The following is a 12,481-nucleotide window of genomic DNA, read 5'->3' on the forward strand; positions in this document are numbered from 1 at the left end:
GGGGGAGCGAATGCCCCCTCAGGATAACTTAGCCATTCATTCCCGCTGCTCTACCCAGAACGGTTCATTATTCTATAAAGTTGTTTTGGAACGTCCGCTTCACGCCCGGAGACATTCGACAAGCTTTCTACGGCAGTAGTAAGGGCGATTTTCGCGCTTCCAGTGCCAGCAAATATTTCGCTTCGTCATAACGGGTTCTGGTCTTCCAGCAGCGGTAAATAATCCTTATCCATTTGAATGCCAGAGCCCGGATTGCAGACTGGTGAGATTTTCCTTTTTCTCGCATCCCCTGATAATACAACCTGGCCCAGTATGATGAGTTAACCGTCTTGGCAGCCCATTCGATAAAGGTTTGTCTGACGAACTTGGCACACTGCCATCTCCAGTGAACCCAAGATTTTTGACCGCTTCGCTCGGTTACTGGCGCGATGCCAACATAGTTTTGAATTTCTTCGGCGCTGTTAAAGCGGTCGCGGTTATCACCGAGTGCGGCAAGCATACGCGGTCCCATACACGGCCCCATGCCTGGAAGTGATTTGAACAGTTCAGCATCTGGCAATGGGTCAAATAGCGTTTCAATGCGTTCGTCATAGGTTTTGATGATTTCACTCACGACTTTAATTTGTGTCGCCAGTGCTGTTGCCATCAAAGCATTAGCTTCTATAACACTCGGGTCTGCAGTCAATGGGATCGCGTTATTAATACTTGCAACACGTTGCTCGGTGAGGGCTGTTGCGCGGCCACCTTTGGCATTCAGAAAGTGGCGAACGGTGTCGCGTCTGGCTCGTTTCAGTTTTTGCAGACTGGGCCACCGTATAATCAGTTCACACAACAGCAAACTACCCCGATGTGAGAACCATTCAAGGGGTTGAGGATAATACTGCTTAAGCGTGTTAATGAGCCGATTAACAAAGCGGCGTTTGTCTTCTACCAGCAGTCTACGCTGCTCCACTAGTTGTAGAAGTAAACGGATATCAGCATTGTCGGGTTCGATGGCTTTTATCTTTTGGGGATAGCGAAGCATCAGATCTAACGCTAACTCGGCATCCTGCGGATCATCCTTCGCACCACTTGGCCAGAAGGTCTGCCGATAGCGGGCCAATGATAACGCGTGTACAGGAAAGACAGTAACAAAGGGGTACTTCTGGAGAGCATACACTACCGGTCCTTTCTTGAGTTCAAGGGCGATAGCGATCCTGCCTCTGACCTTCTGGTGCAACTCATTGAGCCAGGTATCAAGCGCTTCCGGGGTATGTTTAATCACATGGAATGTGCGCTCACCGTTTTTAAACTGAACGCAGACATCGTGCTTTCTATCCGCCCAGTCCAGACCAACATGAGCAGCAAACTGATCTATAGCAGTCATCACCAACTCCTTTTAACCGGGGATTGGTATGCATTCCACGCTCTTCGAAAGAAATATAGCCAGCAGTTTATCTGCATGCCCTGAGTATTCGTTAGCGAACGTGGAGCACTTACTGGCTCGAAAGCAAAGCGGCAATCATCAAATCACATGATTCTGGCACAATATTCGTAACCAGTAAGCGCATACCCTGAATCACTTAAAAGTGTAACCCTCAGGGTTCGAATGACTATATCTGGCACTTAGCTGCCATAGGCCATAGACAGTTAAGCAACTCACAGGACATTTCTGTTTCGCAATGAAGGTGTCTTTTCTGCTTTGCGTTGACAGGCCGCAGGCTATGAAGCTACCGCAAGGAACCCTTATCTGGTGCGTGTTTATCGTGTGTTTCACACTGCTGATATTCACTTATCTGACACGAAAATCGCTGTGCGAAATTCGTTACAAAGATGGGTTCCGCGAGGTCGCGGCTTTCATGGCTTACGAATCCGGTAAGTAGCAACCTGGAGGCAGGGAGAATTCCCTGCCTTTTCAGGGGAAACGGTGATGTGTATACCTCTTGGCGCCTTTACAAAGGGCTTCTCTGTTTAACAGGGAAGCCCTTTTTCCTTTCAAAAACGCGACGGCACCGCCCATTAACCGCCATTTTTCCTTCACCATACCATCATCCTGGCGACATTTTCCTGACGCCTGGCTGTCATCTATTTGTAATTAAATGGTTATTTTTCTGTAATTCGAGCATGTCATGTTACCTCGCGAGCATAAAAACGCGTGAAATCGCGCATCCGCATAACAAGAGAGAGCACAATGACAACGTTACGACATACAGCTTTGGGTCTGGCGATGGGGTTAGTCTTTGCAGGCAACGCCATGGCGGTAACCACCATTCCGTTCTGGCATTCGATGGAAGGGGAGTTAGGTAAAGAAGTTGACTCCCTGGCGCAACGTTTCAATGATACCCACCCGGATTACAAAATCGTACCCATCTATAAAGGCAACTACGAGCAGAGCCTGAGCGCAGGTATCGCGGCCTTCCGTACCGGTAATGCACCTGCGATTTTGCAGGTTTATGAAGTCGGTACCGCCACCATGATGGCGTCTAAAGCGATCAAACCGGTATACCAGGTGTTTAAAGACGCGGGCATCAACTTTGATGAAAGCCAGTTTGTGCCGACCGTTGCGGGTTATTACACCGATTCTAAAACGGGTCATTTGCTCTCTCAGCCGTTCAACAGCTCTACGCCAGTGCTGTATTACAACAAAGATGCCTTTAAAAAAGCGGGCCTGAACCCGGATCAGCCGCCGAAAACCTGGCAGGATCTGGCCGAGTACACCGCTAAGCTGAAAGCTGCCGGGATGAAATGCGGTTACGCCAGCGGCTGGCAGGGCTGGATCCAGATTGAAAACTTCAGCGCCTGGCATGGTCTGCCGGTTGCTACCAAAAACAACGGCTTTGATGGTACCGACGCGGTACTGGAGTTCAACAAGCCGGAGCAGGTAAAACACATCGCCATGCTGGAAGAGCTGAACAAAAAAGGCGACTTCAGCTACTTCGGGCGTAAAGATGAATCCACTGAGAAGTTCTATAACGGCGACTGCGCCATTACTACTGCCTCTTCTGGTTCGCTGGCGGATATTCGCCATTACGCCAAATTCAATTATGGTGTTGGCATGATGCCGTATGACGCCACCGTGAAAGGTGCGCCGCAGAACGCCATCATTGGCGGCGCAAGCCTGTGGGTGATGCAGGGTAAAGATAATGCCACTTACAAAGGCGTTGCCCAGTTCCTCGACTTCCTGGCGAAACCGGAAAACGCAGCGGAATGGCACCAGAAAACCGGCTATCTGCCGATCACTACCGCAGCGTACGATCTGACGCGTAAAGAGGGCTTCTATGACAAGAACCCGGGCGCAGATATCGCTACGCGTCAGATGCTGAACAAGCCGCCGTTGGCATTTACCAAAGGTCTGCGTCTGGGCAACATGCCGCAGATCCGTACCATTGTTGATGAAGAGCTGGAAAGCGTGTGGACCGGTAAGAAAACCCCGCAACAGGCGCTCGATTCTGCCGTTGAGCGTGGTAACCAGTTGCTGCGCCGCTTCGAGCAGTCAACCAAGTCTTGATGTAGCGCTTTGCCGGGGCAGATGCACTTACCCGGCAGACAAACACGGCCTACTTAACGGTAGGCCGTTGCTATCCGGCCTATCTGAAAAGAGTTGCTTATGTCCTCATCCCGTCCGGTGTTTCGTTCGCGCTGGCTCCCGTACCTGTTAGTTGCACCGCAGCTGGCGATCACCATTATTTTCTTTATCTGGCCTGCGGCTGAAGCGCTGTGGTATTCGGTACAAAGTGTCGACCCGTTCGGCCTCTCCAGCCAGTTTGTCGGGCTGGATAATTTTGTCGCGCTGTTTCACGACAGCTATTACCTGGACTCCTTCTGGACCACCATGCGCTTTAGCGCGTGGGTGACGTTCAGCGGCCTGCTGGTTTCCCTGTTTTTTGCCGCGCTGGTGGATAACGTGGTGCGCGGCAGCCGCATTTATCAAACGCTGATGCTTTTGCCCTACGCCGTTGCGCCAGCGGTTGCCGCTGTGCTGTGGATTTTTCTCTTTAACCCCGGCCGTGGCTTGCTTACCCATTTCCTGGCGCAGTTTGGCTATGACTGGAACCACGCGCAAAACAGCGGTCAGGCAATGTTCCTCGTGGTTTTTGCTTCGGTATGGAAGCAGATCAGCTACAACTTCCTGTTTTTCTTTGCCGCCTTGCAGTCGATTCCACGCTCATTGGTGGAAGCCGCCGCCATTGACGGTGCCGGACCGATCCGTCGCTTCTTTAAATTGTCGCTGCCGCTGATTGCGCCAGTCAGTTTCTTCCTGCTGGTGGTTAACCTGGTGTACGCCTTTTTCGACACCTTCCCGGTGATCGACGCCGCGACAGCAGGCGGGCCGGTTCAGGCGACGACGACACTAATTTATAAAATTTACCGCGAAGGTTTCGCCGGGCTGGATCTCTCCGCGTCCGCAGCGCAGTCGGTAGTGCTGATGTTTCTGGTGATAGTGCTAACGGTTGTCCAGTTCCGTTATGTTGAAAGTAAGGTGCGCTACCAATGATTGAGAATCGCCCCGGACTGACATTGTTCAGTCATATCATGCTTATTCTCGGGATTGCGGTGGTGCTATTTCCACTGTATGTCGCCTTTGTAACGGCGACGCTGGATATCAACGCCGTTTACGACACGCCAATGACGCTTGTCCCCGGCACCCATTTGTGGGAGAACCTGCGCAACATCTGGGTCAACGGTATTGGCGCGAATAGCGCACCGTTCTGGTTGATGCTGACCAACAGCTTCATCATGGCGTTTGTCATCACCGTCGGCAAAATCGCTGTGTCGATGCTCTCGGCCTTCGCCATTGTCTGGTTTCGCTTCCCGCTGCGTAACCTCTTCTTCTGGATGATCTTCTGTACGCTGATGCTGCCGGTTGAGGTGCGTATTTTCCCGACGGTGGAAGTGATAGCGAACCTGAAAATGCTCGACAGCTACACCGGTTTGACGCTACCGCTGATGGCCTCTGCAACAGCAACGTTTTTGTTCCGCCAGTTCTTTATGACCTTGCCGGACGAGTTAATGGAAGCGGCGCGAATTGATGGCGCATCGCCAATGCGTTTTTTCCGCGACATCGTGTTGCCGCTGTCAAAAACCAACCTCGCGGCGCTGTTCGTCATCACCTTTATCTACGGCTGGAACCAGTATTTGTGGCCGCTGCTGATCATCAGCGATGTCAATCTTGGCACCGCCGTGGCGGGGGTAAAAAGCATGATCGCCAGCGGTGAAAGCACCACGCAATGGAACCAGGTCATGGCAGCTATGCTGCTGACGTTGATCCCCCCGGTCGTTATCGTTTTAGCCATGCAGCGCGCCTTTGTGCGTGGCCTGGTCGACAGTGAGAAGTAGGTTGTATCCCTTGATTGTGCGTGACGTCGACGCTGAGCCGAAATCGCGTAATCAAGGCGGAGGATGATGGACATAGTGGGCCTATGTCCAAATCCGACAACGCAGAGTACGCGGTTTCGGCACGCGTCCCGAAGGGCTGGGGCCATTTTTGCCCAAAGTTGCGTTACTCGCGTTTTATTTGGGCCCACCAAACTTCGCCGCTCGCGCCTTGCCTTGGGCAAAAATGGCCGCCAGCGACGTTCACGAACAATCAAGAGATGCAACCTTATATGGCAGGATTAAAATTACAAGCGGTCACCAAGAGTTGGGACAGCGGCAAAACCCAGGTGATCCAGCCGTTGACGCTGGATGTCGCCGACGGCGAGTTTATTGTGATGGTTGGCCCGTCGGGCTGCGGTAAATCAACGCTGCTGCGTATGGTCGCAGGTCTGGAGCGCGTGACCAGCGGGGATATCTGGATTGATACCCAGCGCGTCACCGAGATGGAGCCCAAAGATCGCGGTATCGCGATGGTGTTCCAGAACTATGCGCTCTACCCGCACATGAGTGTGGAAGAGAACATGGCGTGGGGGCTGAAAATTCGCGGCATGGGTAAAGAGCATATCGCCGGGCGTGTCGCGGAAGCGGCGCGTATTCTTGAATTAGACGGTCTGTTAAAACGTCGCCCGCGCGAACTCTCTGGCGGCCAGCGCCAGCGTGTGGCGATGGGCCGTGCGATTGTCCGCGATCCGGCGGTATTTCTCTTCGATGAACCGCTTTCCAACCTCGATGCCAAGCTGCGCGTGCAGATGCGCCTCGAGCTGCAACAGCTGCATCGCCGCCTGAACACCACTTCGCTGTATGTTACTCACGATCAGGTGGAAGCCATGACGCTGGCGCAACGTGTGCTGGTGATGAATAAAGGTGTGGCGGAGCAAATCGGTACGCCGGTTGAGGTGTATGAAAAGCCTGCCAGCCGCTTTGTGGCGAGCTTTATCGGCAGCCCGGCGATGAACCTGCTTGATGGTCGTATCAGCAGCGCTGGCACGCACTTTGAGCTGGAGAGCGGCATGGCGCTGCCGATCAACTGGTACTATCGCGGGTATGCAGGCCGCAAGATGACGCTGGGTATCCGCCCGGAACATATTGCGCTAAGCTCACAGGCCGCAGGCGGTGTACCGCTGGTGATGGACACGCTGGAGATCCTTGGCGCGGATAACTTAGCGCATGGTCGCTGGGGCGAGCAGAAACTGGTAGTGCGTTTGTCGCATCAGGATCGCCCGACGGCGGGCAGCACGTTGTGGCTCCATCTGCCGGAAAATCACCTGCACTTATTTGATGGTGAAACAGGACAACGAGTATGAGCAACTGGCCATATCCCCACATTGTCGCCCATCGCGGCGGCGGTAAACTGGCGCCGGAAAACACGCTGGCCGCCATTGATGTTGGCGCGCGTTACGGGCACACGATGATCGAGTTTGATGCCAAGCTGTCGAAAGATGGGCAGATTTTCCTGCTGCATGACGACAATCTGGAGCGTACCAGTAACGGCTGGGGTGTCGCGGGCGAGCTGGCGTGGAACGATCTGTTAAAAGTGGATGCGGGTGGCTGGTTCAGCGGTGAATTCAAAGGCGAACCGCTGCCGCTGCTCTCCCAAGTGGCCGATCGCTGCCGCCAGCACGGCATAATGGCGAATATCGAAATTAAACCGACCACCGGCACCGGGCCGGTGACCGGTAAAGTGGTGGCGCTGGCTGCGCGCGAGTTGTGGGCAGGAATGACACCGCCGCTGCTTTCATCGTTTGAAATTGACGCGCTGGAAGCGGCACAACAAGCCGCACCGGAACTGCCGCGCGGTCTGCTGCTTGATGAGTGGCGCGACGACTGGCAGGCGCTCACTGAGCGGTTGGGCTGTGTGTCGATCCATCTGAATCATAAACTGCTGGATGAAGCCCGCGTGCGTATGCTGCGCGATGCGGGCTTGCGCATCCTGGTCTATACCGTCAATCAGCCCGCGCGGGCGGCAGAACTTCTGCGCTGGGGCGTTGACTGCATCTGCACCGATAAAATCGACGATATCGGGCCGCACTTTCAGTACTAAGGTGTTGTCGACGGCGATGTGCTTTGCAGCATGTCGCCATTTTGCGTTTGCGGCAGCATATGTTGCTGCGTCATACCGCTGCTAGTTGTTCCCCCGCTGAGCATCCCGGGGCTGTTGTTGGGGAGCATTTGCTGGCCGCCGGGATTGAGCTCCCCCGGCTGCGCCTGCCTTACCCGTTGGGAATTGTTGTTCATCTGCGTCTGCAATTGTTGCTGTTGCAGCTGGGTTTGCGTCTGCATCTGCTGTTTCAGCATTCCTTGATGTTGCTGCTGCTGGTTGAGCATCTGCGTCTGCATCCGCTGCTGGCTTGGGATCACATACCCCGGCTGGTGCGGATCATTGGTGGTGTTTAATGGCTGCGCGAAGGCGCTAAAGGGCAGCAGCGCCGCCAGAATCAGTAATCGTTTCATCGTCCTGTCCTCCATTGAGGTTTCCTATCAGTTTACTCGCTTTCATTCGTGACAATGCATTTTTAAGAGTTGTGAACCAGGCTTAAGCGGGGACTGTAGCCCTTACTCGGGAGAAAGACGATGATGAAACAGAAGTTTGCGCGTTGGCTGGCGATTGCCGCGCTGATGGCGGGAGGATGTTTTGGCGTTGCGGCGGCGCCGCCAGAAGGGCAGGCAACCGCGCCGCCTCCGGTGTCTTACGGGGTTGAAGCCGATGTCTTCCATCCGGTGGTGGCGAAACAGGGCATGGTTGCCTCGGTGGATGAAACCGCCACGCGCGTCGGCGTCGATATTCTTAAGCAGGGCGGTAACGCGGTGGATGCCGCCGTAGCAGTTGGTTACGCGCTGGCGGTCACGCACCCGCAGGCGGGTAATCTTGGCGGTGGCGGCTTCATGCTGATTCGCAGCAAAGAAGGGAACGTTACGGCGATTGATTTTCGCGAGATGGCACCCGCTGGCGCGACACGCGATATGTTTCTGGACGATCAGGGCAACCCGGACAGTAAAAAATCCCTGACTTCCCATCTGGCGTCCGGCACGCCTGGCACTGTTGCGGGTTTCTCGCTGGCGCTGGAAAAGTACGGCACGCTACCGCTGAACAAAGTGGTGCAGCCGGCCATCAAGCTGGCTAAACAGGGCTTTGTGGTGAACGATGCGCTGGCTGGCGATTTGAAAACCTATGGCAGCGAAGTATTGCCTAACCACGAAACCAGCAAAGCCATTTTCTGGAAAGATGGCGAACCATTGAAAAAGGGCGACAAGCTGGTACAAAGCAATCTCGGCAAAAGCCTGGAGATGATTGCGGAGAAAGGCCCGGACGCCTTTTACAAAGGCGCGATTGCTGAGCAAATCGCCCAGCAGATGAGCAAAAACGGCGGGCTTATTACCAAAGAGGATTTAGCCAACTACAAAGCCGTGGAGCGCACGCCGATAAGCGGCAGCTATCGCGGTTACGAGGTTTACTCCATGCCACCGCCCTCATCAGGCGGAATTCATATCGTGGAAATCCTCAATATCCTGGAAAACTTCGATCTGGCGAAGTATGGCTTCGGTAGCGCGGATGCGATGCAGGTGATGACCGAGGCGGAGAAATATGCCTATGCCGACCGTTCGGAATATCTGGGCGATCCGGACTTTGTCAAAGTGCCGTGGCAGGCGTTAACCAACAAAGAGTACGCCAAATCGATCGCCGCACAGATTGATGTCAACAAAGCGCGCCCCTCCAGCCAGATCCGCCCCGGTAAGCTGGAACCTTACGAAAGTAATCAAACCACGCACTACTCAGTGGTGGATAAAGACGGCAATGCGGTTGCGGTTACCTACACGCTGAATACAGTGTTCGGCACTGGCATTGTCGCTGGCAATACCGGCATTCTGCTGAATAACGAAATGGATGATTTCTCTGCCAAACCGGGCGTGCCGAATGTCTACGGGCTGGTAGGCGGCGATGCGAATGCGATTGGGCCGGGCAAACGTCCGCTCTCTTCAATGTCGCCAACCATTGTGCTGAAAGATGGCAAAACCTGGCTGGTAACCGGCAGCCCCGGCGGTAGCCGAATTATTACCACGGTGCTGCAAATGGTGGTGAATAGCATCGATTTTGGTATGAACGTTGCCGAAGCTACTAATGCGCCGCGTTTTCATCATCAATGGCTGCCGGATGAACTGCGCGTCGAGAAAGGCTTTAGCCCGGACACGTTAAAACTGCTTGAGCAGAAAGGGCAAAAAGTGACAGTGAAGGAAGCGATGGGCAGTACGCAGAGCATTATGGTCGGGCCGGACGGTACGCTGTATGGCGCGTCGGATCCGCGCTCGGTGGATGATTTAACCGCCGGATACTGAACAAATCCTCTCCCCGTTGGGGAGAGGATATTTTTAGCCTTTCATGCGCGCCATAAAGTACGAATCAACAAATTCGCCGTTACGCAGCGCATAGCGCTTACCGGTGCCTTCGATTTCAAAACCAAACTTGCGATACACCGCCAGCGCTGGAGCGTTATCGACAAATACCGTCAACTCAATGCGTTCAATGCGCAGCCAGTTATCGCACAGGTTAATCATCTCACGCATCAGCGCGCTGGCGACGCCACGGTTCTGGAAGGCGGATGAAACCGCCATGCCGAATATCGCCACATGGCTGCGGCGCGGGTTTTGTTCCACCATTAACGTCAGGTTTCCGGCGACTTGCTCGTCAATGCACGCGACCAACTGGCGGCGACCGGGTTGCGGCTTCAGGCGATCTTCCCATAGTTCAGCAGGGGGATGAGGTAGCTGTAGCAGGTTATGGTACACCTCGGGTTGCGCATAAAACTGACGTAAAGATTCTGCATCGCGCGCTTCGGCATGGCGTACCACTATCTCACTCATCCTGCTTCTCCTGTTGATGGGGTAGATGATTACCTTCCTGGCTTTCTGGCGAAGCGTCAACTGCCATTTTTTGCAAAAAAAAGTGGACAAGTGCGAATGATAATGATTATTATTGCCATGCGTTCAGGGAAACCGTTGCGGTAATCCTGAAAGCACGACATTGCTCACATTGCTTCCAGTATTTCTTAGCCAGCCGCGTGCTGGCTTTTTTTTGCCTGCGATTTCCTTCCCGCTTGCCGCCCTTTTGGGAAAAGGGGCTGGGACACGTCCTTTGCAGATGCGCTATGGTTGTGAGAGTCAACTTAAGAAGGACTGGACTTGATTATGACTCTACATTGCGCCTTTATCGGCTTTGGTAAAAGCACTACCCGTTATCACCTCCCGTATGTTCTGCACCGCAAAGACAGCTGGCATGTGGCGCATATTTTTCGCCGCCATCCGAAGCCGGAAGAGCAGAATCCGCAGTATCAACATATTCATTTCACCAGCGATATTGACGACATCTTTAATGATCCGCAGGTAAACCTGGTGATCGTCTGTACCCATGCCGACAGCCATTTCGACTACGCGAAGCGCGCACTGGAAGCAGGGAAAAATGTGCTGGTGGAAAAACCGTTCACCCCAACAATGGCGGAAGCGGTAACGCTGTTCGAGCTGGCAAAACGCAAAGGCCTGACGGTAACGCCGTACCAGAATCGCCGTTTTGACTCCTGCTTCCTCACCACGAAAAAGGCGATTGAAAGCGGCAAACTTGGCAACATCGTGGAAATCGAAAGCCATTTTGACTATTTCCGCCCGGTTGCGGAAACCAAGCCTGGTTTGCCGCAGGACGGCTCATTCTATGGCCTTGGCGTGCATACGATGGATCAAATCATTTCGCTGTTTGGCCGCCCGGATCACGCCGCGTATGACATCCGCAGCCTGCGCAATAAAGCCAACCCGGACGATACTTTCGAAGCCCAGCTGTTTTACGGCGATTTGAAAGCCATCGTCAAAACCAGCCATCTGGTGAAGATTGATTACCCGAAATTTATCGTCCATGGCACCAAAGGGTCGTTTATTAAATACGGTATCGACCAGCAGGAAACCAGCCTGAAAGCCAATATCATGCCGGGCGATCCCGGTTTTGCTGCTGACGACAGCAAAGGCATTCTGGAATATGTGAATGCGGCAGGTGAAACGGTGCGGGAAGAGGTAACTCCGGAAACGGGTGACTACGGACGCGTCTACGATGCGCTGTACGAAACGCTTTCAAACGGTGCGCCAAATTACGTCAAGGAATCTGAAGTTCTCACCAACCTTGAACTGCTGGAACGCGCCTTTGAACAGGCTTCTCCTGCCACGATAACCCTCGCGAAATAACCGAAAAAGACTCCTCATAACTTGTTCACTTTTTTTGAACAGAGGAGTCAATTTTCACCCTCTATGATCGTTGGTCAATTGCGTCCACACTTACTCCATCGAAAACATACGGGGGTAAAAAACATGATCTTCTTACGCAAAGCAAATGACCGTGGCCATGCAAATCATGGTTGGCTGGATTCCTGGCACACCTTCTCGTTTGCCAACTATTACGACCCAAATTTTATGGGTTTCTCGGCACTGCGGGTGATTAACGATGACGTTATCGATGCAGGTCAGGGCTTTGGCACTCACCCGCACAAAGACATGGAAATCCTGACGTATGTGCTGGAAGGTGCGGTTGAACACCAGGACAGCATGGGCAACAAAGAGCAGGTTCCTGCGGGCGAGTTCCAGATTATGAGCGCCGGTACTGGCGTGCGCCACTCGGAATACAACCCGAGCAAAACCGACCGTCTGCGCCTGTACCAAATCTGGATTATTCCAGAAACTAACGGTATCACGCCGCGCTACGAACAGCGCCGCTTTGATGCGCTGCAGGGCAAACAGCTGGTACTGTCGCCGGATGCGCGTGATGGTTCGCTGAAAGTGCATCAGGATATGGAGCTTTACCGTTGGGCGCTGTTGAAAGATGAGCAGTCTGTCCACCAGATCGCCGCCGAACGCCGCGTGTGGATCCAGGTAGTAAAAGGCGAAGTCACCATCAACGGGACCAAAGCCACCACCAGCGATGGTCTGGCCATTTGGGATGAGCAGGCTATCTCGGTGCATGCCGATAGCGACAGTGAAATCCTGCTGTTCGATCTGCCGCCGGTATGATGTTGGTTAAATAAATGACGCAACCTCCTGGTTTTGGCCGGAAGGTTGCGCGTTGTCCGTGATAAACTGAGGAAATCTCTCACTCAGA

General features: G+C 53.6%; 12 protein-coding genes and 1 pseudogene. 10 read left to right on the forward strand and 3 right to left on the reverse strand.

Annotated elements, in window-relative coordinates; all coding sequences use genetic code 11:
• Positions 1-127: 127 nt before the first annotated feature.
• Positions 128-1,366, reverse strand: coding sequence for an IS110 family transposase (locus JKP81_RS08260; RefSeq protein WP_200551349.1), 1,239 nt, complete (start codon positions 1,364-1,366; stop codon positions 128-130).
• 295 nt (positions 1,367-1,661) lie between these two features.
• On the opposite strand from JKP81_RS08260, the pseudogene JKP81_RS23565 reads away from it, so the two are divergent.
• The 7 genes and pseudogenes from JKP81_RS23565 to ugpQ form a co-directional block, all read left to right on the forward strand.
• Positions 1,662-1,799 (forward strand): annotated as a pseudogene (locus JKP81_RS23565) (Hok/Gef family protein); the annotation flags it as partial.
• The gene (locus JKP81_RS23570) at positions 1,748-1,858 is read left to right on the forward strand and encodes a DUF5431 family protein (protein ID WP_370568871.1); all 111 of its coding nucleotides are present in this window, start codon (positions 1,748-1,750) and stop codon (positions 1,856-1,858) included. The pseudogene JKP81_RS23565 and the gene JKP81_RS23570, both read left to right, overlap by 52 nt.
• Positions 1,859-2,170: 312 nt before the next feature.
• On the forward strand, positions 2,171-3,487 hold the full coding sequence (gene ugpB, locus JKP81_RS08270) for a sn-glycerol-3-phosphate ABC transporter substrate-binding protein UgpB (RefSeq protein WP_017459565.1): 1,317 nt from the start codon (positions 2,171-2,173) through the stop codon (positions 3,485-3,487).
• Between the two features lie 99 nt (positions 3,488-3,586).
• On the forward strand, positions 3,587-4,474 hold the full coding sequence (gene ugpA / locus JKP81_RS08275; RefSeq protein WP_017459564.1) for a sn-glycerol-3-phosphate ABC transporter permease UgpA: 888 nt from the start codon (positions 3,587-3,589) through the stop codon (positions 4,472-4,474).
• Positions 4,471-5,316, forward strand: coding sequence for a sn-glycerol-3-phosphate ABC transporter permease UgpE (gene ugpE / locus JKP81_RS08280; protein WP_065369558.1), 846 nt, complete (start codon positions 4,471-4,473; stop codon positions 5,314-5,316). Before ugpA ends, ugpE begins: the two co-directional genes overlap by 4 nt.
• Before the next feature lie 269 nt (positions 5,317-5,585).
• The gene (locus tag JKP81_RS08285; protein ID WP_200551350.1) at positions 5,586-6,659 is read left to right on the forward strand and encodes a sn-glycerol-3-phosphate import ATP-binding protein UgpC; all 1,074 of its coding nucleotides are present in this window, start codon (positions 5,586-5,588) and stop codon (positions 6,657-6,659) included.
• Positions 6,656-7,396 (forward strand): glycerophosphodiester phosphodiesterase, encoded by a 741-nt coding sequence (gene ugpQ / locus JKP81_RS08290; RefSeq protein ID WP_200551351.1) that lies wholly within the window; start codon positions 6,656-6,658, stop codon positions 7,394-7,396. The genes JKP81_RS08285 and ugpQ overlap by 4 nt, the downstream gene beginning before the upstream one ends.
• On the opposite strand, the gene JKP81_RS08295 is transcribed toward ugpQ, so the two are convergent.
• Positions 7,393-7,806, reverse strand: coding sequence for a DUF2756 family protein (locus JKP81_RS08295; protein WP_200551352.1), 414 nt, complete (start codon positions 7,804-7,806; stop codon positions 7,393-7,395). The two genes, ugpQ and JKP81_RS08295, sit on opposite strands and share 4 nt — an antisense overlap.
• A 120-nt stretch (positions 7,807-7,926) precedes the next feature.
• Here JKP81_RS08295 and ggt point away from each other — a divergent pair, with 120 nt between their 5' ends.
• A complete protein-coding gene (gene ggt, locus JKP81_RS08300) occupies positions 7,927-9,687 on the forward strand; it encodes a gamma-glutamyltransferase (protein ID WP_200551353.1) in 1,761 nt (586 codons plus the stop codon).
• A 33-nt stretch (positions 9,688-9,720) separates the two neighbouring features.
• On the opposite strand, the gene yhhY is transcribed toward ggt, so the two are convergent.
• Positions 9,721-10,212, reverse strand: a complete 492-nt coding sequence (yhhY, locus tag JKP81_RS08305; RefSeq protein ID WP_017459558.1) for an N-acetyltransferase — start codon at positions 10,210-10,212, stop codon at positions 9,721-9,723.
• 324 nt (positions 10,213-10,536) lie between these two features.
• Here yhhY and JKP81_RS08310 point away from each other — a divergent pair, with 324 nt between their 5' ends.
• Both JKP81_RS08310 and JKP81_RS08315 read left to right on the forward strand, forming a co-directional pair.
• On the forward strand, positions 10,537-11,574 hold the full coding sequence (locus JKP81_RS08310; RefSeq protein WP_200551354.1) for an oxidoreductase: 1,038 nt from the start codon (positions 10,537-10,539) through the stop codon (positions 11,572-11,574).
• 123 nt (positions 11,575-11,697) lie between these two features.
• A complete protein-coding gene (locus tag JKP81_RS08315; protein WP_200551355.1) occupies positions 11,698-12,393 on the forward strand; it encodes a pirin family protein in 696 nt (231 codons plus the stop codon).
• Positions 12,394-12,481: the final 88 nt, after the last annotated feature.

Source organism: Kosakonia sp. LAM2021 (assembly GCF_016620385.1).
In the GTDB taxonomy this organism is placed as follows: domain Bacteria; phylum Pseudomonadota; class Gammaproteobacteria; order Enterobacterales; family Enterobacteriaceae; genus Kosakonia; species Kosakonia sacchari.